The following is a 23,482-nucleotide window of genomic DNA, read 5'->3' as shown; positions in this document are numbered from 1 at the left end:
ATACTGTCGTGTGAACAACAGGGCAAGCGTAACTTTATGAAATCCACTTGGCCTTAACCTTCGCCCAGCGAATCAAGTGCACCTTGCAGAATAAAGCTTGCGGCCATCTTATCCACGACTTCCGATCTCTTTTTACGAGAGGTATCAGCGTCAAGCAAAGTGCGAGTAACGGCTACAGTTGATAGCCGTTCATCCCAGAAACAGCAGGGTAAATCGAATTGCTCATCAAGGTTTCGTTGAAATTGTCTTGCAGAATGACAACGAGGGCCTTCACTGCCATCCATGTTCAGAGGCAGGCCAATGACAAATCCTCCTACATTATGTTCTTCAATAATCCGGCGGATTTCCGATGCGTCATCGCGAAACTTCTTGCGCTTTATGGTGACAAGAGGGGTCGCGACTTTTAGTCCTTTGTCAGACAGAGCGATACCGATGGTTTTGGTTCCCTGATCAAATCCCATGAGGCGTTGATCAAGTGCAATAAAATGTTTCAGGTGTGTGGGGTTGCCGAGGAGCATTGGTTGCGCTAATTTGCGGCCATGTCGGTTTGGCCTGTTTTCTTAAAATAACTTGGATACCCGGGCCGACCATCCGGAATACGCTTCTTAATATAGCAAAGGGTGACAAATGTCGCTTGATAAAGCCACTGTGGCAAAAGTAGCCAATTTGGCAAGGATACGGGTTGAAGAAAATGACCTGGAGCCTTTGGCCAACGAATTGAACGCAATCCTTGGCTGGGTTGAACAGTTATCTGAGGTCGACACTGAAAATGTGGCGCCCATGACGTCCGTAGCGGAGATGAGCCTTCGCTGGCGTGATGATGAAGTTACCGATGGAGGGTATCAGCAACAGGTCGTTGCTAATGCCCCTGCAGAGGAAGACGGCTTTTTCGCGGTTCCAAAGGTGATCGAATAATGAGCGATTTAACGAAACTGACAATTGCTGAAGCCCGTGACGGCCTAAAGGCAAAGAAATTTTCCGCGGTTGAGTTGGCAGCGGCTCATATCACTGCAATGGACAGCGCACGTGGCTTAAACGCCTTTATTACGGAAACACCTGAAAAGGCGATTGAAAATGCAACTGCTTCCGATGCCCGCCTTGCAAAAGGGGAAGAGGGTAAGCTGGAAGGCATTCCGTTAGCGATCAAGGATCTGTTTTGCACCAAGGGAACGCTAACGACTGCTGCATCACACATACTCGATGGATTTAAGCCCGAATATGAAAGTACTGTGACCAGTAATTTGTGGAACGCTGGCGCAGTGATGCTGGGTAAGGTCAATTTGGATGAATTTGCCATGGGGTCCTCCAATGAAACCAGTTATTATGGTAATGTGGTAAATCCTTGGCGCCGCCAAACTGATGATCAGCCGTTGGTTCCAGGAGGGTCATCTGGCGGATCAGCCAGTGCGGTTGCCGCAAATCTTGCCATGGGCGCTACAGGAACGGATACGGGTGGATCCATTCGTCAGCCAGCCGCCTTCACCGGAATTGTTGGTATGAAGCCTACTTACGGCCGCTGTTCACGTTGGGGCACCGTTGCATTCGCCTCCAGCCTTGATCAGGCAGGCCCCATGACGCGTACTGTTCGTGACGCCGCTATTATGTTGGAAGCAATGGCTGGCTTCGATCCAAAAGACAGCACAAGCGTTGATATGGAAGTGCCAAATTTTGAAGCGGCTCTTACCGGGGATGTGAAAGGCTTAAAAGTTGGTATTCCAAAAGAATATCGTCTTGATGGCATGTCTGCGGAGATTGAAGCGCTATGGAATCAGGGAATTGAGTGGTTGAAGGCTGCTGGAGCTGAAATCATTGATATTAGCCTGCCCCATACCAAATATGCTCTGCCAGCTTATTACATTGTCGCACCGGCCGAAGCTTCAAGCAATCTGGCGCGATATGATGGTGTTCGCTACGGACTCCGAGTTGAAGGTGAAGACCTTGCCGACATGTATTCGCGTACCCGCGCAGAAGGTTTTGGCGCAGAAGTTAAGCGTCGTATTCTTATTGGTACCTATGCGCTGTCTGCGGGTTACTATGACGCATATTATCTGAAAGCTCAGAAAGTGCGGACCCGTATTGCAGAAGACTTCCGCGAAGCGTTCAAAACTGTTGATACTATTTTAACGCCAACAGCGCCTAGTGCGGCATTTGCTTTTGGCGAAAAAGGCACTGATCCGCTCGAAATGTATCTGAATGATGTGTTTACTGTTCCCGCAAGTCTTGCAGGGCTTCCTGGTATTTCGGTTCCCTCCGGCCTCTCTTCAGATGGACTTCCACTAGGACTGCAGTTACTTGGGCGGCCGTTTGACGAAGAAACTGTTATTCGCACCGCTGGTGTTTTGGAAGAGGCTGCCGCTTTTGATGCCGCGCCAACTGCTTGGTGGAGAGGTTGATATGGGAATGATTATTCAAGGAGCCACAGGCGATTGGGAAGTTGTGATTGGACTGGAAGTCCATGCTCAGGTGACCTCTAAGGCGAAACTTTTCTCTGGATCCGCGACTGAATATGGAGCGGAACAGAATACTCAAGTGTCCTTTATTGATGCTGCAATGCCCGGTATGCTGCCAGTGATTAATCGTGCTGCAGTCGAACAGGCTGTGCGCACCGGTCTTGGACTGAAAGCTCAGATCAATAAATTTTCTGTTTTCGATCGAAAAAACTATTTTTATGCGGATCTGCCTCAGGGCTATCAGATCAGCCAGTTCCAACAACCTATTGTTGGCAAGGGTGTTTTGACTATCGATTTAAAAGATGGTGAAACTCGCGAGATTGGTATTACCCGCCTGCATCTGGAGCAGGACGCTGGTAAAAGTATCCATGATCAACATCCAAGCATGTCCTTGATTGATTTGAACAGATCAGGCGTTGCGCTTATGGAGATCGTATCTGAGCCCGATTTGAGGTCCCCTGAAGAAGCTGCTGCATATGTGAAAAAGTTGCGGAGCATTCTTCGGTACTTGGGAACATGCGATGGAAATATGGAAGAAGGTTCCATGCGTGCTGATGTGAACGTTTCCGTTCGCCGGCCGGGTGAAGGATTTGGTACACGCTGTGAAATGAAAAACATCAATTCAGTGCGCTTCATGCAGCAGGCTATCATATACGAAGCCAACCGGCAGGTTGACATAATTGAGGCCGGCGGCACGGTAGATCAGGAAACCAGATTGTATGATCCAGTAAAAGGCGAAACCAGATCCATGCGTTCGAAAGAGGAAGCGCATGATTATCGCTATTTCCCTGATCCTGATCTTCTGCCGCTTGAATTTGATGATGCTTTTGTTGAAAAGCTGAAATCAGAATTGCCTGAACTTCCAGATGAGAAGAAAAACCGGTTTATTACCGAATTGGGAATTAGCCCTTACGATGCTGGTGTACTCGTGGCTGAGAAGGAGGTTGCGGATTACTTCGAAGCCGTTGCCAAAGGGCGTGATGCCAAATTAGCAGCCAACTGGGTGACAGGAGAGTTGTTTGGTAATCTCAATCGGACAGGAAAATCTCTTTCTGAAAGTCCTGTTTCGGCTGATGCGCTTGGTGATCTGATAGGTTTGATCAAGGATGGAACCATTTCCAACAGGATCGCTAAAGAAGTCTTTGAAGAAATGTTTGAAACCGGTAAGGCCGCTGCGGATATCGTGGAGGAAAAAGGTCTCAAACAAGTCTCCGATACAGGCGCAATTGAAGCAGCTATTGACGAAGTGATTGCTGCTAATGAAGATAAAGTCGCTGAGTACAGAGCAGGTAAAGACAAGTTGCTGGGCTTCTTTATGGGGCAGGTTATGAAAGCAACTGGTGGTAAGGCAAATCCCGGTGTCGTAAACAAGCTTCTGAAGCCCAAACTGGATGGTTAATCAACCTATTGATTGAAAGAAAAGGCGCTCATTTGAGCGCCTTTTTTGTTGCTGCGATGCGAAATGGCATCTTGTGGTTAGTGACGTTATATTTGATAGGATGCAATTGCCCAAATTAGCATTGCAAGAGGGAATGCGAAAATTGCATAAATATCTTTGTTTAGAATTTTTCTGCAAAGCTTTGAAATATTTGTGATTTTTAGCGTAATCATAACTGAACTCTATGAAGTGAGGGCCGTTGGATTTGCGAAAGATAATGTTTTTTCGCGGTTGCAGCATTGATTTTGCGCAAATGCGACAATTTGTCTTTCTGGCTCACCAATGAATTCTCTTAACTCATTATAAATTAATGCACTTTATTGTCTTTTTCATTCGTATTCCCGGAGCAATAGCTTGGAAAAGAAAAATGATACTGCAAGAGAGGATGTAAGGGCCGGATTTATGGCTTCTATGCTGATTTTATTCGGCTGCGCTCTTCTCGGGTATCTTCAGATGAAACCGGATAAATCAACTCGTGATCTTGCTCTGGTTTTCTCACCATCCAAATCCCTCACCGAAATAGTAGTGGCCCTGTCTGACCTACCAGTAAAACTGGTTCGCACCGGTGTAACTGACTTTATTGTCATCGTCCGTACGCATAGTCCGGCAGCTTTTGAAGAATTATCTCAGAAAAATGACTTTCTGATGCTGGATGCAGTGACAGGGGGAGGGTGTGTATTCCTCGATCGGAAGATCGCTGATAAAAGGACGTCAAATGAACGCACTAGACCAACTTAGAGAAATAGTCACCAAGTACTTACTATTTATTCTGTGGGCTCATATTCCTTTGACTGCTATTGCAGCATTACTCACTGGAACGGATTGGTTGTACGCAACACTTGGATCTCTGGTCTTCGCAGTGGTTCCAACACTTATCGCCCTGAAAAACCGTATGTCTCTCCAGTATCGATATGCAGCAGCGGTTTCCTTTATGATTCAGATAGGTTTGCTTGTGTATGTTTTCAGTGGTCATCATTGGCAAATTGACGTGCATATGTACTTCTTTGCAGGCTTGGCTGTTGTCGGCATTTTATGCTGCTGGAGAACAATTATCGTCGCGACTGTCACGATTGCGTTGCATCATCTGGTATTGAACTACGTATTACCATCCGCTGTATTCCCAGATGGTACGGAATTTATGCGAGTAATGTTGCATGCGGTGATTGTAATTTGTGAAGCTGCTGCACTTACATATCTTTCATTTAATCTAGTGAATGCCTTTACAGATGCAGAACTGGCGATCTCGAAAGCTAGTGAGGCAACAAAACAGGCTGAGATCGAAAAAGCAAATGCAGAAACGGCAAGTAAAGAAGCAACTGAAGCCGCAGAGCGGGTAACAGCATTAAAAGCAGAGGCCGACCGGTTAAATGAAGAGAAACTTCGCTCAAGTGAGGAAGAGTCGGAGAGGCGGCGTGTAGAACGTCTCGAGATTGCGAGCCAATTTGAGGAAGCCGTAGGAACCATCCTGAAAAAAGTATCCAGCAACTCACACAACATGTCAGACCTCATCAAGAATTTGAAACAAATCTCAAGTGAGGTAACCGAAAAGGTTATGCAAACGACGGGTGTTGCTGAAACAATGACAAGCAGCGTGCAGGCAGTCAGTTCCGCAACCGAGGAATTGAGCTCCTCCATTCAGCAAATTTCCACTCAGGTCAGTCAGTCGAATAAAGTTGCGACAACTGCCTCTGAAAGAGCAAGTGCAACTGCCGGCACTATGGAGCAGCTGAAAGATGCTGCAAACCAGATCAGTGAAGTGGTCAGTCTGATTAACGACATCGCCGAGCAGACCAACCTCCTTGCACTGAACGCAACTATTGAAGCGGCACGCGCTGGTGAGGCAGGTAAAGGCTTTGCTGTTGTTGCATCTGAAGTTAAAAACCTTGCCACTCAAACAGCGAAGGCAACTGAGGATATCACAACTCAGATTTCCGGTATTCAGCAAGTCAGTGAACAGGCGGCGGCGGAAATTGAAGCGATCCTTGGTACAATTAATGAAATCAACTCAACGACCTCCTCAGTTGCTGCTGCTGTCGAAGAACAGTCAGTGGCAACTAATGAAATCTCCAGCAGTACCAAGAATGCCTATGACGGAACGGTGCGCTTGAAAGGCGATGTGGCAAATATCGAGCAATTTGCCAAACAGTCTTCCGAAAGTTCAGAGGCTGTCCTTGGTGCAGTCACAGAAATGGTGACAGACACGGATACGGTTCTGACAGAAGTACAAGAGTTCCTCAAAAAGTTTCGCGCTTAAACCTCGTCCTACACCGCTTGGAACTAAATGAGGATGAGTTCCATGCGATACGGGGCTTTTTCTGAAATCTGCACCAACTCCACATCACGTGTAGTTGGTGTGGATTTTCTGTATTTTATTCCCCATGCAGTTACAAGAATTCTGCATATCAGACCGCCGTATTTGATGCCGATTTCGTATCCCGAAGAAGGGCCACTGCATTCACATTTGAAATACTGGTACGGGTTTAAAACATCTGGGGGCGGTACGATCCAGTCGTGATTTCCACCCTTGTTCAGGTCTGCAAATTCCAACCCTTTTCCTTCGATCGTGTTGATCAATGAAATTTCAACGGCTAACGGCATTCATAATCCTCTCTTGTTGGAGGAATAGACGCACGCCTGCGCGTTGATGTGAGGAATGATTTGTGATTATAGTATGCCCGCATGCAAAGCCATACCGGCTTGCAGTTGGAGTAGCGATTTCATGCACTGGAGCGACGAGGGCATAATTCTGTCTGTACGCAAGCATGGTGAAAGTAGCGTTATTATTCATGCATTAACGCACGATCACGGCCGTCATGCCGGACTTGTAAGAGGAGGCAGCGGAAAGCGGCTTAGGGGAATTTTGCAACCCGGGAATCTGGTGGGATTAAACTGGAATGGTAGGCTTGCAGAGCATCTGGGCAATTTTACCGTCGAGGCGATATCATCAGGTTCCCTGATACTATTTGACAATCCTCTCGCTCTTTCAGCGCTAAGTGCAGCGCTTGGCCTGCTTGAGAAAGTACTTCCGGAACGTGAAGCCCATCCAAAGCTGTTTGATGCCACATGCGTATTGGTTGAAAATCTGGATCAGACGGTCGATCATTGGGGACCGCTATTTGTAAAGTGGGAGCTGGGACTCTTGCGCGAACTCGGATACGGTTTGGATCTTGAAAAATGTGTAGCAACAGGTCAACAGGATGATCTGGTTTATGTATCCCCCAGATCGGCGGGTGCTGTGAGCCGGGATGCGGGGCTGCCGTATCACGACAAGCTATTAAAATTACCTGCATTTTTGCAACCGTCCCCTCAGCCGGACGGTGTCAATGACGTGATGGGTGAAGTGCTCGATGGGCTGGAATTATCCGGATATTTTTTGCATAAAAATTTACTCGCGCATTATTCAACAGAAAGTTTACCAGCACGCGAAAGACTTTTAAATTCTCTTCATAAAAGACGGCAAAAAAATCCGCAAAATCTTTCCTGAAGTGATATTTAGATGTTCTTCTACTGATGCCAAATGATATACAGAAACCATGAGTGATCAGACGACAATTAAATCCGGCGAAGTGCTTCCCACTTCACTGAAGGACGCCATTAGCGAGCGCTATCTTGCTTATGCGATGTCAACCATTATGTCCCGTTCTTTGCCAGATGTGCGCGATGGCCTGAAACCTGTGCATAGGCGGCTTCTATACGCGATGCGGATGCTAAAGCTGGACCCCAATTCCGGTTATAAAAAATGTGCCCGTGTTGTTGGTGATGTAATCGGTAAATATCACCCTCATGGTGACCAGTCTGTTTATGACGCCCTTGTTCGACTTGCCCAGGATTTCGCGCAACGTTATCCACTTGTCGATGGTCAGGGGAACTTTGGGAATATTGATGGCGATAATGCTGCGGCCATGCGTTACACCGAATCTCGCATGACCATCTTTGCAGATTTGTTGCTGCGTGATCTTGATCAGGATACGGTTGATTTTCGACCAACATATGATGGTGAAGATAAAGAGCCTGTAGTGTTGCCAGCAGCGTTTCCCAACCTGCTTGCAAACGGGTCCGCAGGTATTGCTGTGGGGATGGCCACATCTATTCCTCCGCATAATGCGAGTGAGCTTTGTGACGGCCTGCTTTACCTTGTGAAATACTACACAGCAGAACCTGTTGAGCAGCCAAAATCGCGGCTGGACAAGCTGTTGCAGTATATTCCTGGGCCGGACTTTCCAACGGGCGGTGAACTTGTTGAAAAACCGGAAAATATTCGTGAAGCATACCTTACGGGACGCGGTGGTTTTCGTCAGCGTGCCAAATGGGAAGTGGAGCAGGGTGCCCGCGGCACTTATCAGGTGGTTGTTACAGAAATTCCCTATCAGGTTCAGAAGGGAAAATTGATCGAGCGCATTGCAGAACTCATTCAAAGTAAAAAGCTTCCTCTGCTTGCAGATGTAAGAGACGAATCTGCTGAAGACATTCGTTTGGTGCTGGAGCCGCGTAGCAAGAATGTTGAACCTGAAATGCTGATGCAGGGTCTGTTCAGACTTACAGATCTGGAAAGTCGCTTTTCACTGAATATGAATGTGTTGGATGCTAGCCAGACGCCGCGGGTAATGGGATTGCAAGAGGTTCTTGAATCCTTCTTGCGCCATCGTTTCGAAGTTCTTCAGCGCCGTTCTCGCAATCGGTTGGAGAAAATTAAAAACCGGCTTGAAGTACTTGAAGGTTATCTGATCGTTTTTCTCAACCTTGATGAAGTCATTCGCATCATACGCGAAGAGGATCATCCCAAACAAAGTCTGATTGACACCTTTAAACTGACCGAAGTTCAGGCTGAAGCCATTTTGAACATGCGGCTCAGGTCTTTGCGTAAGCTCGAAGAAATGGAGCTTCGCACTGAGCATGACAATCTGTCAGCTGAAAAAGCGGATTTGGAAGCTTTGCTTGAGAGTGAAGAGTTGCAAAAATCAGCTATTACACAAGAGTTGAAAGATCTTAAGAAGCTTCTAAAAGAACATCCGGAAGTGACAAATCGCCGTACTGTGATTGGCGAGGCACAGGAGTTGCCTGAAGTTCCGTTGGAAGCGATGATCGAAAAGGAACCGATCACTGTAATCTGCTCGGAAAAAGGCTGGGTCCGTGCACTGAAAGGCCATGTGACAGAAACAGGCGAGGAGAAATACAAGGACGGAGACAAAGGGAAGTTCTGGATACCTGCAGAAACCACGGATAAACTGATCCTGTTTGCTACGAACGGCCGTTTTTACACAATCGGCTGCGATAAGTTACCGCGCGGCCGCGGTCATGGCGAGCCATCAGACTGATGATTGATCTGGGTAATGATCAGGATATTGTGGCACTCTTTGTTCATAAACCGGGCCGGAAGCTGATCATCGCGTCGACTGACGGGCGTGTTCATAGTTGATGAAAACAGTGTGATTGCTCAGACCAGAAATGGTAAGCAGACTTTGAATGTTTCCGGTGATGTGGAGGCTGCATTCTGTGAAGAAATTAACGGCGACTCCGTTGCTGTAATTGGTGAAAACCGTAAGCTCAATTGCTTCGCGGTTGAGGAAATCTCAGAAATGAGTCGCGGGCGTGGCGTGACCTTGCAACGCTACAAGGACGGTGGCCTCTCCGATATTACGACCTTTAACAAGGACGAAGGCTTAAGCTGGAAATCTGGTGATCGTACTCGGACTGAGGCTGATCTGACAGGCTGGTATACGCGCCGCGGAAATGCGGGTCGTCTTGCACCCAGAGGCTTTAGCAGAAACAACAAGTTTAAATAGTCACAGGAAGGCTTCTATGGAAACCCTTTACGAAGCGTTTTTGAAAACTGCGGAAATCTATCCTGATAATGCCTTTTTGTGTGTACCTCCTTTGAAGGGCAGATCCTACTATGAGAAGGGTATGGAGATTACCTACTCACAAGCCGCAAGACAGATTGAAGACATAAGACAATATTATGTTGATGCGGGATATGGCTATGGGGCACGTGTCGGTTTCTTGCTGGAAAACAGACCGGAATATGTACTGCATCTGATAGCCCTGAATGCGATTGGTATATCTTGTGTGCCCATAAACCCCGATTATCGGCATGACGAAATGCTCTACCAGATGGATCATTCATCTGCCGACCTGGTTGTGACAATAGATGAACGTTACGACGATATCATTGCTGTCGCAAATGAGCGCGAAAAGCCCCTTGCGGTGGTTCGTCAATCAGAGTTTTTTGACAGTCTTCCTGCGTCGTTGGCCCCAAATGCGAAAGGTACGCCATGTTTGATGACAGAGGCTAGTCTGCTCTACACTTCGGGTACCACTGGAAGACCCAAGGGATGCATTCTAACCAATGACTATCATCTGACAGCTGGGCAATGGTACGCCGATATGAGAGGGTTGATCGAAATTCGCCCCGGTGAAGATCGCCTGTATAATCCGTTGCCGTTATTCCATATGAATGCTGCTGTTGTCTCGCTTGGTGCAATGTTACTGACGGGGGGATGCCTCATTATTCCTGATCGCTTCCACCCTTCCAGTTGGTGGCAGGAAGTTTGCGATAGTCGCGCGACCATTATTCACTATTTGGGTGTTGTGCCGCCGATGTTGCTGAACCAGCCAGTCAATGAATATGAACGAAAGCACAACGTCCGTCTGGGCGTGGGTGCAGGCGTTGAACCTGAATTGCATGGTATTTTCGAAGAACGTTATGGCTTTCCCTTGCAGGAAGTGTGGGGGATGACAGAAACCGGGAGAATATTTGGCGTGCTCGAAGAACCCCGGCAAATCCATACACGGGCATTCGGACGACCATTCGGTGGCTTTGAAGCCAAAGTTGCAGATGAAAACGGCAATGAGGTTCCGCGAGGCGAGCAGGGTGAGTTACTGGTCAGAGCTGCTGGCGATAATCCGCGTAAAGGGTTTTTTGCAGGATATTTGAATAACGAAAAAGCGACGGAAGAAGCTTGGAAAGGCGGGTGGTTTCATACCGGAGATACCGTCACACAAGATGAGAGCGGTATGCTCTACTTTGTTGATCGAAAGAAAAACATCATCCGTCGATCAGGGGAAAATATCGCTGCTGCGGAAGTGGAGGCAACACTTCAAAGTCACGAAGCGGTTGCTCAGGTCGCTGTCATTGCAGTTACGGATGAAATCCGCGAAGAAGAGGTGATGGCCTGTATCGTTCTGATGGATGGGGTTAGTCCCTCAGGCGAACTGGCGCGAGAATTGTTTGATTACACCTTTGAGCGGCTCGCCTATTTCAAGCCTCCGGGCTATGTCCTGTTTTTGGATAGCTTACCGACGACAGGGACACAGAAAATCCAGAAAACACAGATTTTTGGAAGTGAAACTGACCCACGGGAGGTGCCTGGGGTTCACGATTTTCGAAAACTGAAGAAAAAGAACAGATAGCTGAGACACTTGAGGTCACTTGCAAAAATAAAAGCCGCTGGAAATGCCAGCGGCTTTTATTATGAAGAAATACTGGGGAAGCGTTAAAATACGCCAGCCCAGTATCTATTTGTTAGTTGGCCGGCAATAACTCCGGCAGGAATGTTGTAATTTCCGGGAAGTGCCACAGCAGCAGCAATCCAATCACCTGAATTATGACGAATGGGATGACGCCCCGATAAATATCCATGGTTGTCACATCCTTTGGTGCCACGCCGCGCAAGTAGAAAAGCGCAAAACCAAACGGTGGCGTGATAAAGGATGTTTGCAAATTCACGGCAATCAGGATTGTGATCCAAGCTGGCGGCATTAATGTTGGGTCGGCTGCATAGATAACCGGTCCGACAATCGGAATCACAATGAAAATGATCTCGATAAAGTCCAATACAAAGCCAAGCAGGAACAGAACCACCATCACAATAATCAGCAATGTCCGTGGGTCTTCGAAGGATTGCAGAAATTCCTGAATATAGTGCTCACCACCAAAAGAGCGGATTGTGAGGCTTAAAAACAGGGATGCAATCAAGATCACAAACACCATCGATGTTACCTTGGTGGTTTCATTGATGATGGGTGACATTGTTTTTTCCCGGATCAGGATCCAGCAGGAATAAAGCAGACCAAACAGTGCAATATGATAAGCAATCAATGACACGAGAATAGCGATCTTGTCTTCGAAAGACGTATCTTCCATTGTCATGCGCAGATCAAAGTTGCCACGCATAAGCAGCATGACAATCACCGCAAGAGATGCCCAGATAATAGGTTTTGTGGATTGTCCGGAGTCTTTAAGTTTGCGGTTTGCAGCCAGCATCATGGCACCAGCGGCACCAAGTGATGCTGCCGCGGTTGGGTTTGTCACACCACCGAGGATGGAGCCCAATACGGCTACAATCAGAATAACCGGAGGTGAAACAACACGAAGTGTCTCAATTTCCAAAAGCCGCAATAGTGCGTGCTTCAGACCGTAAACGATAAGTATCGCCGGAATGATATAGAATTGAAACTTATCACCACCTGAAGCATCAGCAGGTACATATAACCAGTCTGCAATTAGCAGTAATGCGAGACCAGCGAGACCGGCGATGATTGGCTTCTTATCGTAACTAGGACGCAAAGCCAGTGCGAGCGTTATCAGGAAACCACACAGAACGAAGAGTGCGAATGTGCCACCGGAAAGTGGACCATGAGTAACCTCTTCCTCAATGACTGTAGTGCCAATGATGCCGGTTTGTGCCATCAGGATCCAGGCAAACACCATAGCAACCAGTGGGCCTACAGCCGCACCAACCATGAGCCAGGGATTGTTGTTGTAGTAGGACAGCAATCCGTAACTGTCGGGTTCGCCTAACTGTACTGGTGGTGCTTTGTCTTTGTTAAGAAGAGCATAACCCAGAGCATACGCAGCGTATAGAAGCGCTAGCATGATACCCGGAATAAACGCAGCCTTGAACAAAGTACCTGTTGAAAGAACCGCAGGTTCACCTAACATCTCAAGCACTGTTACCCCAAGCTCATTCGCCCGGTTTTCTTGCCCAATCGCATACATATCACCCACAATGGAACCCAACAGCACAATCACAATTGAGGGCGGGATGATTTGCCCCAACGTGCCGGATGTTGCAATTACACCTGTTGCAAGCGATTTGGAGTAACCGTTCTTCAGCATTGTCGGAAGTGCGATCAGGCCCATTGTCACAACTGTTGCACCAACCACACCAGTGGAAGCCGCCAACAATGTACCAACCAGCACAACAGCAATCGCCAGACCACCAGGCAAGGTACCAAACAGTTTTGCCATAGTTGTCAGAAGATCTTCTGCGATGTTGGAACGCTCAAGCGCAATTCCCATCAATACAAAAAGAGGGACCGCCAGCAATGTCTCTACATTGCCCCCAAACGCTCGCGAAAATACCCCTTGTGACCAGGTGGATAAGGTCGAGAGTATGGCTCTCTCCCATCCGCCTTCAAAGACAGGTATTTTTTGCACTGTTCCGTTGATTTCTTGCAAAGTATAAAGGAGGCCTGCCTCGTTAAGGCCGGCAATTACAACGAAACTCACAAAGGCTGAACCTGAGATCGCGTAAGCGACCGGGTAGCCTGACAGAATACCGCCAAATAGCGATATCCCCACAATTATCAGCGAAAGTTCAACGCCGGTAAAACCAAATAACATGGGTCAAAAACTCCGTGACAAATTATAGTGGGTGAGAGTGTGCGTCTGAACCCGCATCACCGGCTGAATCACCATCAAAAGAATAATGGGTTGGTATATTTCTATTGCGTTCGAGCAGCGCCAGAATGTTACGCAGCAAAAAGCCGACAGCGCAAATAAACATCAAACCCGCAAATACCAGAACCATGAATTTGAACGCCCATACCCACGAAAATTCCGCAGTTCCGGATGTTTCAAATCGAAAATCCCGCCAGCGGGTGGAGGTTGTTAGCGCGTTCATGGGTTTTTGCGCAAACATCGCGTTCATTGCGATTGGCCATGCGAACCACCACAACATGATCGTTGAAGGCAAAAAGAAGAACAACGTTCCAAAGAAATCGATCCATTGTTTTGTTCTGGTTTTGCACGAGGCGTAAATCAGGTCTACCCGCACATGACCGCCTTCAATGAAGGTATAGGCAGATGCAAAAACAATCAGAATTGTATTGTAAAATTTAAGTTGGCCGGAAAGCCACTGCAGTTCTTCCCCGATAAGATTTATACCGAGCGGAGAAAACACCAGTTCATTTCCCCGAAAAACCTGCCCCATGGCAATAATCATTACCTGCTGGATCATCATGATTAACGCAAACCAGGCAGCAAGCTGTCCGATTTTTCCGTTAAAAGTTTCCAGGCCATAGACAACTTTTTCCAGAAAAGTACGTCTATAAATGCCAACTGCAATGATAATTACCAGAAGTGCCAGTATGACAAATAAAAACTGTACTGACATGCCAGCCATAGTCAGCTGGTTCATTTGCAGCTTCAGCGTATCCAGTGTCAGCCACTGATAGATATGCCAGGGCAACATGAACAAGTTCACGAACCCCATCAAAAATTCTAGTAAAAGATTCCCAAGCGCTTCCATAGCGGTTCTTTCCGATCAGCACCGCAGGTTTAAATCGCTGTACAAATTCCTTCTGGCTCTGCCTCGGATGGCATTATTTGGGTACTAACACGCACACGCCCCGCCCGAATACGACCAATTCCCTGCGGTTTCGTTTAAAACTTCCGCAGTTATTATACTGAAGGCGGTTTGATGGCTAGCAAATTTTGCCGTCAAACCAGATTTGCTTTCGCTTAAACCTTCACGGACAATCTGTATTAAAAATATGAAACCGGGCCAAAGGGGCCCGGTTTCTGACTTACAACAAAAGCGATTGGCTTAACCCAGCACGCGTGTACGTTGACGTGCGTAGGCGCCTGATGAAAGTGCATCCCAAGCAGCAGATGCTTTCATGGACTTCATGACAGAATCATGAGTTTTCTTGAAGAATTCGTCGTCCATGAAACCGTCCAGAGTTTCTTTGGAAACTTTACCGAATGCATCCCAAACATCATCAGGGAATTCTAGGGTTTTTACGCCACCAGCTTGCAAGCGAACAAGCGCTTCTGAGTTGTTTGCAAGATACTGGTGCAGGTTCCAGAGGTTTGCTTCAGCAGAAGCAACTTCGATCATTTTCTGGTGAGCTTTGCTCAGACCATTAAAGCGATCTTTGTTTACACCCAGTGCAAGGCCAGCACCTGGCTCATGGAAGCCTGATGTGTAGTAAATTTTCGTGATTTCCTGGAAGCCGGCTTTCTCGTCAGCCCATGGGCCAATCCATTCAGTACCGTCAATCGCGCCAGAAGCAAGTGCTTGATACACTTCTGATCCAGGGAGGGTTTGAACAGACGCACCCAGTTTACCAAGAGCTTTACCACCCAGACCAGGCATACGGAATTTAAGACCATTAAAGTCTGCAGCTGATTTGATTTCTTTCTTGAACCAACCACCTGCCTGTGGACCTGTGTTACCAGCAAGGAAAGAATGCAGGCCGAATTCTTCACCCAGTTCCAGATGAAGTTTGTGGCCATCCTGATGGTAGTACCAGTTGTGCAATTCATTTGGTGTCATACCGAAAGGAACAGCGGTAAAGAATGCAAAGGCAGGGTGCTGACCTACATAGTAGTAGTCTGCAGCATGGTACATATCTGCCTGACCTGCAGTTACAGCATCAAACACTGGACCCAAGCCAGATACCAATTCACCTTGTGCTTTAACGTCGATTTCCAATGTGCCGTCTGACATTGCATTTACAGATTCAGCAAGATGAACTGCTGCATCAAAAACGCCAGCCAGACCACGGCCCCAAGCGGTTACCATTGTCAGCTTTTCACGGCCCTGTGCGATGGCTGGTGTACCAATCGCAACAGTGCTCGCAGCACCCACGAGACCTGCGGATTTAATAAATTTACGACGATCCATTAATATATTCTCCCTGTAAAATAGACAGGCATACCCTGTTAAAAATAACACCTGACTTTGAAGTGGATAACTATCTGAATTTCCACCTTTCGCGAACAGAGTATAAAAATAAATCGCATAAACGCAACTGGTTAGATATCTAAAGCACCTTTTAAATATTATTTAATTGCGTAAGGAGGGAGTTTTAGAACGGAAAATTTCTCTTGTTGCGAGATTGGCTAGGGTCTGAAGCTTTGCCAACCTTCACGCGTTAAGATTTCAGCCGGTGTAAACCTTGTTTTGTAAGACATTTTAGGGCTTTCTGATATCCAGTATCCAAGATACACATGCGGAAGCCCCATATTCTTGGCTTGTTGCAAATGCCAAAGCACAAGAAAACTACCAAGACTACGCTTTGCAAGTTCGGGTTCAAAAAAGCTGTAAACCAATGACAGACCATCGTCCATTTGATCCGTAAGGCAGACAGCCAGCAGTTTTTTGTTCTCGTCTCTAAACTCTGTGAGCTGTGTTCGAACGGGACTATCTTCGACCATTGCCTGATAGTCGTTAAAGCTCATATCAGCCATGCCTCCGTCGGAGTGACGGCTACGTAAGTATCTGTGAAATAAATCAAAATGCTCGGGCTCTGCTATTGCGGGCATCACACGGGCATTCAAGTCCTTGTTGGTATTAATGATCCGCCGAAAGGACTTTCCGGGTTGAAACTCTTCAGCAGAAACTCGGATTGGGATGCATGCATTACAATCGTCACAGGCCGGACGATAGGCCAAATCCTGACTACGTCTGAAGCCAGCAAGGCTGAGCGTATTGTGAAGGTTATCGGGATCTTTTCCCGCCAGCAAAGTCACAATCTTTTTTTCCAGCTTTCCCGCAAGGTAAGGGCACGGCGCCGGAGGCGTCGAAAAAAAGAATCTGGATGGGATCTCCACACGTTTCATTTGCTAGTCGTTATTCCGAGTTAGTTTTGGGCATATGATAGCCTATACATAAATATATGACCAAGTCTAAATTAGACTACAGCCCAAAATCCTAAAAAACTCATATTAAACCGTAATAAATCGGCGCCAGAACTGAAAAAACAAGCCAAATCAGGATTACAAGCGGAGCACCTGCTTTGAAAAAGTCCGCAAAACGGTAATGGCCGGGGCCCATCACCAGAAGATTCGTTTGATATCCCATCGGGGTCGCAAAAGAACAGTTGGCTGCAAAAATGACGGCAAAGACGAAAATCATGGGCTCAACCTGCAGCGTTTGCGCGATACCGATTCCTACAGGTGTAAACAGAACAGCCGTCGCATTATTGCTCAAGATGTTGGTGAAGAAAGCGACCAGCAGGAAAAAGAAAGACAAAATTACCGTAACATGAGCACCCTGTAACAAAGACACAACCTGTTCGGCCAGATACACCGCACCGCCAGTAGCCTGCATGGCAGATCCGAGCGCCAGGGCCGCCCAGATCAACAAGACTATTCGTCGGTCTATGGCACGGCTTGCCTGATGAATATTCAGGCAGCCGGTCGCAACCATTGCTGTTGCTCCGGCCACCGCTGCGACAACGATCGGTAATAGCCCAGTTGCCGCGCAAAGAACCACCGCCCCAAAGATAAAGCGGGCGCGACGGGCGAGAGATAGCGCAGGAAGCTCGCGGGTTGACCATTCCATCAACAGCACGTCAGGATTGTTACGCAGGCGCGTCACATCCGCTCGACTCCCCATGAGAAGAAGTACATCACCTGCTTCCAGTCGGATATCCGTCATCCGGCTGGTTCTGATCATTCTGGAACGCCGTTGAATGCCAAGCACGACACAATGTGTGCGGTACCGAAAATTAATCTGATGCAATGCTCTGCCAATCATCCGTGAAGCAGGGGCAATCACAACTTCGGCAACCATTTGATCCTTTTCAATCTGGTTTGTGCCCTGTTCAGCCCTGGGATCATCTTCAATATCCAGGAAGTCACTGATTATTTGAGGGTTGTCTGCAAACGCATCCGTTAGTGATTTGCGCGTGCCGGCAAAAACAACAGCATCGCCGGGCCTTAGCATTAGATCATCAAAGGGGGGCAGCAGCAATTTGTCGTCCCGCTGGATAAAGCGGATCGTGATGTTTCGAAGGCTTGGAAATTGGCCTGCAACAGCCTCTTCACCAACCAGTGGACTGTCAGCAGAAATTTCCAGCTGTACGATGAATTGTTTTCCCGAAAGCGAGGTGCCGTCCGTCACCGCTTCACGTTCTGGCAGTATTTTGGGGATAACCAGCAATGCATATAATAATCCAGCTCCGGCGAGAACCATACCGAGAACGGTAAAGTCAAAAAACTTGATTGCAGGCAAGCCAGCCTGAACAACTGCAGCAGATACCAGCAGATTGGTTGATGATCCGATCAATGTTGTCATTCCGCCTAATATTGACGCATAGCTGAGTGGAATCATGACACTGGAAGTTGGCTTGTGCAATCTTTCAGCGAGAGCTGTCATCAACGGGATGAAAATGACGACAACAGGGGTGTTGTTCATGAATGCGCTGATAATGAGGACCGTTGTCAGCACAAGTGTGATGGCAATGATTGGATGATGGCGGCGAATAGTCACAAGAAGCCGGATTGGCTTTTCCAACGCACCAGTTCTGACGATCCCCTGGCCAACTACGAGCAAGGATAAAACGGTAATCAAAGCCGGGTCAGCCAAGCCGGACATGAGAGATTGTGCGTTGAGGATCAAGTTGCCGCTTTCATCTTTAAGCGGATAGATATAAAAGAGCAAAAGCAGCCCTGTGATTACGGCAACAGACGAGATTTCAAGCTCTATTTTTTCGCTGGCAAAAGCATACATGGCAACGGCAATGAATGCGAATACCAGCCACATATGAAGTTGAGTTTCAATCATCAATTCTGTCCGTCCAGCCTGCCTGGTAAAGGATAAAAACCTGAACTATCTACTGTGTTTATTTTTACTTTTCATCATTTTACATCATGCGGATTGGCGTCAATCCTGCAAGTGTTACATTGAACAATTTGTTCATATCAGAAAGTCAAACCCTTGAAAAAAGAAAATAATTACTACCGGGCCACAGCGAATAAATCTATCGATTGCCCTTCGCTTGATGGGGATATCACCGCGGATGTTTGTATCATCGGTGCCGGATTCACAGGGCTTGGGACGGCACTTGAATTGTCAACTAAAGGGCTGTCTGTCGTTGTGCTTGAAGCCGGTGAAATTGCTGAGGGAGCCTCTGGACGGAGTGGGGGGCAGATTGCCTCGGGGTATTCCTGTGGTATGATGGAAACAGAAAACATTGTCGGACCTGACGATGCACGGCATCTATGGGCCTTTTCCGAAGAAGCAAAACAAATTTTACACGAGCGAATTTCCAGTTTCAAAATTGAATGCGACTATCAGGACGGTGAATTATACGCAGCGCCCAAAGAATCACATGCGAAATGGCTTCGAAAAGAGCAGGAGTTTGTCGAACGAAATTACGGATATAATGGGTATCGGTGGCTGGACACATCTGCCATGAGACAAACGATGGCGGGATCGAGATATGTCGGGGCCTTGCTTGATGTAGAAGGGGGGCACATTCATCCTCTCAATTACAGTTTGGGTATGGCTGACGCGGCCTTAAAACGTGGCGTTCAGATTTACACTAATACACGGGCGAAATCCTATACGGAACAAAACGGGGTAAAAGTAGTCACTGACACCGGTAGCGTTACCGCTAAATCGCTTGTTCTGGCAGGCAATGCCTATCTAAGAGGTGTTGCCCCGGCGCTGGAGTGGCGAATGGTACCCATCACCAGCAGTATCCTGGCAACCGAACCGCTTGGGCAGGAACGGCGTGACAGTTTAATGAGGTCGACGGCTTGTGTGGCAGATACAAATTTCGATCTGGATTACTTTAAATTTACGACGGATACGCGATTGGTTTACGGCGCGCAGGATTTATCTTTCGGCAGATCTACTCCTCAAAATAATGCCGTCTGTAACTGCATGCTGAAAACATTCCCTATGCTAGATGATGTGAAAGTCGACTATTTCTGGAACGGTCAGGTTTCTGTTACCCGCAAACGTTTGCCCGACTTGGGGCGGCTTGGAAAATATACTTACTATGCGCATGGTTATTCCGGTCAAGGTGTCCCTTTATCCGCAGTCGTGAGCAGAATTCTTGCAGAAGCGGTTGCAGGAGATATGGGGCGATTGGATGTATTTGAACGAATTCCCCACAGTTTCATCCCAAAATACAGGTTCGCGCAGCTTCCCATTTACTACACCATCCTGTTCTGGAACAGGTTAAAAGACTTGCTTTAATTTATGAGGATCGGACGCGACGGACACCACTATTGGTCAGATAGTCATGCAGCAGGCGACCTTTATCGTTAAACAAAGACACGAGCAGAATTAACGAAGACGTCAGTGCCAAAGAAGCATAAAACAGGCCCGAATGAATAAATGCGGTCAAGTAATCAGGTTTTTCTCCCGAATACAGATACACTTCGATCCCCATCACCCGCATCCCAATTGTTGCGTTCCATTCGCTGCCAATTGTAATTGTGTGATACGCAATCGGAACCAGCGCGAGTCCCACTGCCAGAATAGGTGAAAGCAATCCGAAGGTTACAATTCCCATCAAGGTCGCAATTATTGTTGCGATAAAACCTAAACAGGCAATGCAGACAACATCAATTGCATAGGCAACTAGCCGTTTGATACGAATGCCGTCAAAATCATCAGATGAGGTGGAAAAGGAATGATCCTTATCCGTACCATTTAAAGAAGTTAATTGGATAGATGAATTTTGATCTGACGACACAGCAGCGATCCCCCGACTATTCAAAAGGGCAGAAATTAAAATTCTGCGCTATCCCTTAGATGGGAATTATGAAAATATGTTCAAGTAAAAACATCATCATCATTCTCATTGAAGATTAACTGGTAATTGAGATTTTGGCTTCAACATATTGAATTTAAATGAATAATAATTTTTCAATTCCACCTGCCTTTACCGCTCTGATATGTCAGGTTTCGGGTTTCCTGACCTTGTTCTTGGGATTGCCAATTCTTCAGGCGGAATTCGATTTTGCGATCGGACTAGATGAAAAATTGCTCTTGCAGGGTGCAGTAGCTGCAGGGATTTCATTCGTCTTGCGCCAGTCTTACTGGTGGGGGCCAATCCATCTTATTTTTCCGATTTCGATTTATTATGGCTTGCTTCTTGATATCCCGATTTGGGTATATCCCGTTCTTTTGATTCTCATTCTTGCGGTCTTTTGGAATGTTGTTTTTAATAGGGTTCCTCTTTACCTGAGTAATCGGACAACCGCTCAGAAACTGGCGACCCTTATTCCGAATAATAAGAATGCCAAATTTGTCGATCTTGGGAGTGGTCTTGCAAATACGCTGCGGGATATTTCTACATTACGCCCAGATTGTCATTTATATGGGTATGAAACAGCACCAGTCCCTTTTTTAATTTCGAAATTGTTGAACATTTTTTACCGGAAACGGAACGTTCACATTGAAATGAAAAATATCTGGAATGTACCGCTGGACGGATTTGACGTGGTTTATTGTTTTTTATCACCTGTGCCTATGCCAAGGCTATATGAAAAGGCCCGTTCAGAAATGAAACCGGGAAGCCTTTTTATCAGCAACAGTTTCACGGTTCCTGATGTGAAACCTAACCGAACCATCACCCTAAAAGATGGCCGAAAAACCAAGCTTTTTATCTGGAAAATGTGAAATATTATTTCAGGTTCGGTGGAAGAACCGGAGTTTCCCTAAGCAATGTGAGGGTAATTCGCCTGTTCCCCGGATTGGATGGGTCATCGGCGATCATTGGTTCTGTGTCTGCCTTTCCTGAAACCCGCTCTATTCTGTCTGGATCAAGGCCTACCTCGATCAAGGCTCTTCGACTGGAGTTCGCCCGATCCGACGAGAGTTCCCAGTTGGTATAGCTGGGGTTAGAGCTTCCAGAACTGTCCGTATGGCCATCGACAGCAATGTTGTTTGGAAGGGGTTCGATTGCTTTTACGACTTTCGCCAGAAGTTTCTTGATTCCCGGTTTTATCTCAGTACTTCCGGGCTCAAACATACTCTCGTCATATTGATCGACAATTTGGATGCGCAGGCCCTCCGGTGTCATATCAATGATGATATTGTCTTCAAGTCCCGCCATTTCAGGGTCGGTTGCTATTGCAGCTTTGATTTGATCCCGAGATTCTTCAAAACTTGCTTCTTCCAGTGCCGCCAATCTTTCAAGGAATTCAGCCTCATCAATTTCGCTTTTCCCGTCAGATTCAGCGTCATCTTTGGAGCCTTCCTCCGGCGGAGAAATACTGGAGACAACTGAAGGCGTACCGGTGTTGGAGATCATCGCACCTTCTGTTTGCATACTGGTTCCGCCCAATACACCGCCAGAGCCAGATTCGCTGGAGCTTGCAACAGTTGGTGCGAAATAGTCGGAAATGCCTTGCTTTTGGACCGCGTCAGTCACGTTCAGCAACCACAGAAGCAAAAAGAAAGCCATCATTGCAGTCACAAAGTCAGCATAGGCCACCTTCCAGCTCCGCCATGATGTCCATGACCAGCCTTTTTGACTTTTTTAACAATTATCGGGGCGAGTTCTTCAGCCATTCGATCAACACTTCTTTAAGTCTGGCTTATACGGTCGGTGCGTTGTTGCAGGCTTCTTCAACCTCTGCGAATGTTGGTCGCTCGTGGCTGTAGAGAATTTTTCGGGCAAACTCGACCGAAACAGCCGGCGCATAGCCCTGCAAATGTGCTAGCATACCCACTTTCATGCATTCGTAATATTTGCCATCGGCTTCAAAATACTGCTGTAGGTTTGTTCCAATTGGGGAGAACATGCCATACGCAACAAAAATACCAAAAAATGTACCCACAAGCGCAGCCGCGATCAGGCCACCGAGTACTTCTGGTGGCTCCGCAATAGAGCCCATTGTCACAATCACACCCAGCACGGCCGCCACGATACCAAAAGCGGGCAGGGCCTCTCCCAGTGTTGTAACCGCCGCAGCAATTGCATGATGTTCATGATGGTGGGTTTCCAGATCCTGATCCATCAGGTTTTCCATTTCATGCGGGTTTTCAGTGCCCATAGTCATCAGGCGAAGATAGTCACACATAAAATCCATCGCGTGATGGTTTTTGGTAAAGGATGGAAAATTCTGGAACAAGGCACTGTCTTTTGGGTTTTCGATATGCGGCTCCAGAGCAATCATCCCTTTTGTTTTTGCAAGCTTGAAAACAGCGTACATAAGCGTAAGCAGCTCTGAATATGCCTTTTTATCATAGGGGCCCCTTTGATAAGAGCGCCCAGATTGGCCAGCACTCCTGTGATCACCCATTTGGGGTTACCCTGCAAAAATGCACCAATGCCCGCACCCAGAATGATCAGGTATTCCAGAGGCTGGAACAAAATCCCGGGTTCACCATGAGGCAGATAACCACCGGCGACAGATCCAAAAACAACGACAACACCCAGTATCCAAAACATTCGCGAAACAACCCTTGCAAAGTCTAGTATTTTTTTTAGCAATGGGATATTGCGGTGAATTTGGTTAATAAACAGTGTGCAATTTGATTAAGTTTGTAAACAATCTGGAAAAAGAGAGTATTTACAACACTGTATTTCCTTAACAGCTTTTTATAAGGCTAAAAAA

Annotated in this window: 20 protein-coding genes and 1 pseudogene; 10 read left to right on the top strand and 11 right to left on the bottom strand. The window is 47.0% G+C overall.

Annotated features, from left to right (window positions below; translation table 11 throughout):
- Nucleotides 1–53 precede the first annotated feature (53 nt).
- Nucleotides 54–518, bottom strand: a complete 465-nt coding sequence (ruvX, locus tag JCM23214_RS15920; RefSeq protein ID WP_025899801.1) for a Holliday junction resolvase RuvX — start codon at nt 516–518, stop codon at nt 54–56.
- 109 nt (nt 519–627) lie between these two features.
- Between ruvX and gatC the strand changes: the two genes are divergently transcribed.
- From gatC to JCM23214_RS21380, 5 genes are all read left to right on the top strand, one after another.
- Nucleotides 628–915, top strand: coding sequence for an Asp-tRNA(Asn)/Glu-tRNA(Gln) amidotransferase subunit GatC (gatC, locus tag JCM23214_RS15915; protein ID WP_025899800.1), 288 nt, complete (start codon nt 628–630; stop codon nt 913–915).
- Nucleotides 915–2,393 carry an Asp-tRNA(Asn)/Glu-tRNA(Gln) amidotransferase subunit GatA gene (gatA, locus tag JCM23214_RS15910; protein WP_025899799.1) on the top strand — a complete coding sequence of 493 codons (1,479 nt, stop codon included), beginning with the start codon at nt 915–917 and terminating at the stop codon, nt 2,391–2,393. Before gatC ends, gatA begins: the two co-directional genes overlap by 1 nt.
- Before the next feature lies 1 nt (nt 2,394).
- Nucleotides 2,395–3,849, top strand: coding sequence for an Asp-tRNA(Asn)/Glu-tRNA(Gln) amidotransferase subunit GatB (gatB, locus tag JCM23214_RS15905; RefSeq protein ID WP_025899798.1), 1,455 nt, complete (start codon nt 2,395–2,397; stop codon nt 3,847–3,849).
- A gap of 393 nt (nt 3,850–4,242) precedes the next feature.
- The gene (locus JCM23214_RS15895; protein ID WP_025899797.1) at nt 4,243–4,626 is read left to right on the top strand and encodes a hypothetical protein; all 384 of its coding nucleotides are present in this window, start codon (nt 4,243–4,245) and stop codon (nt 4,624–4,626) included.
- Nucleotides 4,604–6,142, top strand: a complete 1,539-nt coding sequence (locus JCM23214_RS21380) for a methyl-accepting chemotaxis protein (protein WP_084264893.1) — start codon at nt 4,604–4,606, stop codon at nt 6,140–6,142. Before JCM23214_RS15895 ends, JCM23214_RS21380 begins: the two co-directional genes overlap by 23 nt.
- A 23-nt stretch (nt 6,143–6,165) precedes the next feature.
- On the opposite strand, the gene JCM23214_RS15885 is transcribed toward JCM23214_RS21380, so the two are convergent.
- Nucleotides 6,166–6,486, bottom strand: a complete 321-nt coding sequence (locus JCM23214_RS15885) for a hypothetical protein (RefSeq protein WP_025899795.1) — start codon at nt 6,484–6,486, stop codon at nt 6,166–6,168.
- 121 nt (nt 6,487–6,607) lie between these two features.
- On the opposite strand from JCM23214_RS15885, the gene recO reads away from it, so the two are divergent.
- The 3 genes and pseudogenes from recO (at nt 6,608) to JCM23214_RS15870 (ending at nt 11,298) form a co-directional block, all read left to right on the top strand.
- A complete protein-coding gene (recO, locus tag JCM23214_RS15880; protein WP_025899794.1) occupies nt 6,608–7,372 on the top strand; it encodes a DNA repair protein RecO in 765 nt (254 codons plus the stop codon).
- 49 nt (nt 7,373–7,421) lie between these two features.
- Nucleotides 7,422–9,671, top strand: a pseudogene (gene parC / locus JCM23214_RS21375) (DNA topoisomerase IV subunit A).
- 16 nt (nt 9,672–9,687) lie between these two features.
- Nucleotides 9,688–11,298, top strand: coding sequence for an AMP-binding protein (locus tag JCM23214_RS15870; RefSeq protein WP_025899793.1), 1,611 nt, complete (start codon nt 9,688–9,690; stop codon nt 11,296–11,298).
- Nucleotides 11,299–11,410: 112 nt separating this feature from the next.
- Here JCM23214_RS15870 and JCM23214_RS15865 read toward each other — a convergent pair whose 3' ends face one another.
- From JCM23214_RS15865 to JCM23214_RS15845, 5 genes are all read right to left on the bottom strand, one after another.
- A complete protein-coding gene (locus tag JCM23214_RS15865) occupies nt 11,411–13,513 on the bottom strand; it encodes a TRAP transporter large permease (RefSeq protein WP_025899792.1) in 2,103 nt (700 codons plus the stop codon).
- 22 nt (nt 13,514–13,535) lie between these two features.
- On the bottom strand, nt 13,536–14,420 hold the full coding sequence (locus JCM23214_RS15860) for a TRAP transporter small permease subunit (RefSeq protein WP_025899791.1): 885 nt from the start codon (nt 14,418–14,420) through the stop codon (nt 13,536–13,538).
- 297 nt (nt 14,421–14,717) lie between these two features.
- Nucleotides 14,718–15,800, bottom strand: coding sequence for a TRAP transporter substrate-binding protein (locus JCM23214_RS15855; RefSeq protein WP_025899790.1), 1,083 nt, complete (start codon nt 15,798–15,800; stop codon nt 14,718–14,720).
- A gap of 218 nt (nt 15,801–16,018) precedes the next feature.
- The gene (locus tag JCM23214_RS15850; RefSeq protein ID WP_025899789.1) at nt 16,019–16,738 is read right to left on the bottom strand and encodes an arginyltransferase; all 720 of its coding nucleotides are present in this window, start codon (nt 16,736–16,738) and stop codon (nt 16,019–16,021) included.
- A gap of 100 nt (nt 16,739–16,838) precedes the next feature.
- Nucleotides 16,839–18,686, bottom strand: a complete 1,848-nt coding sequence (locus JCM23214_RS15845) for an SLC13 family permease (RefSeq protein WP_025899788.1) — start codon at nt 18,684–18,686, stop codon at nt 16,839–16,841.
- 153 nt (nt 18,687–18,839) lie between these two features.
- Between JCM23214_RS15845 and JCM23214_RS15840 the strand changes: the two genes are divergently transcribed.
- A complete protein-coding gene (locus tag JCM23214_RS15840) occupies nt 18,840–20,108 on the top strand; it encodes an NAD(P)/FAD-dependent oxidoreductase (protein ID WP_025899787.1) in 1,269 nt (422 codons plus the stop codon).
- A gap of 1 nt (nt 20,109) precedes the next feature.
- Here the strand turns inward: JCM23214_RS15840 and JCM23214_RS15835 are convergent, their stop codons facing one another.
- Nucleotides 20,110–20,610, bottom strand: coding sequence for an RDD family protein (locus JCM23214_RS15835; RefSeq protein WP_025899786.1), 501 nt, complete (start codon nt 20,608–20,610; stop codon nt 20,110–20,112).
- A 158-nt stretch (nt 20,611–20,768) separates the two neighbouring features.
- On the opposite strand from JCM23214_RS15835, the gene JCM23214_RS15830 reads away from it, so the two are divergent.
- Nucleotides 20,769–21,539, top strand: coding sequence for a class I SAM-dependent methyltransferase (locus JCM23214_RS15830; protein ID WP_025899785.1), 771 nt, complete (start codon nt 20,769–20,771; stop codon nt 21,537–21,539).
- 4 nt (nt 21,540–21,543) lie between these two features.
- On the opposite strand, the gene JCM23214_RS21370 is transcribed toward JCM23214_RS15830, so the two are convergent.
- From JCM23214_RS21370 to JCM23214_RS25665, 3 genes are all read right to left on the bottom strand, one after another.
- Nucleotides 21,544–22,356 (bottom strand): OmpA family protein, encoded by an 813-nt coding sequence (locus JCM23214_RS21370; protein WP_199899673.1) that lies wholly within the window; start codon nt 22,354–22,356, stop codon nt 21,544–21,546.
- A gap of 103 nt (nt 22,357–22,459) precedes the next feature.
- Nucleotides 22,460–23,077, bottom strand: a complete 618-nt coding sequence (locus JCM23214_RS21365) for a MotA/TolQ/ExbB proton channel family protein (RefSeq protein ID WP_234397779.1) — start codon at nt 23,075–23,077, stop codon at nt 22,460–22,462.
- Entirely contained in the window at nt 23,038–23,316 is a 279-nt protein-coding gene (locus JCM23214_RS25665) for a motility-associated protein (RefSeq protein WP_234397778.1), read from the bottom strand. The genes JCM23214_RS21365 and JCM23214_RS25665 overlap by 40 nt, the downstream gene beginning before the upstream one ends.
- Nucleotides 23,317–23,482: the final 166 nt, after the last annotated feature.

This window comes from Sneathiella glossodoripedis JCM 23214 (genome assembly GCF_000616095.1).
Lineage (GTDB): Bacteria > Pseudomonadota > Alphaproteobacteria > Sneathiellales > Sneathiellaceae > Sneathiella > Sneathiella glossodoripedis.
Note: the sequence above shows the minus strand (reverse complement) of the source record. Positions and strands in the feature narration are given on the sequence as shown.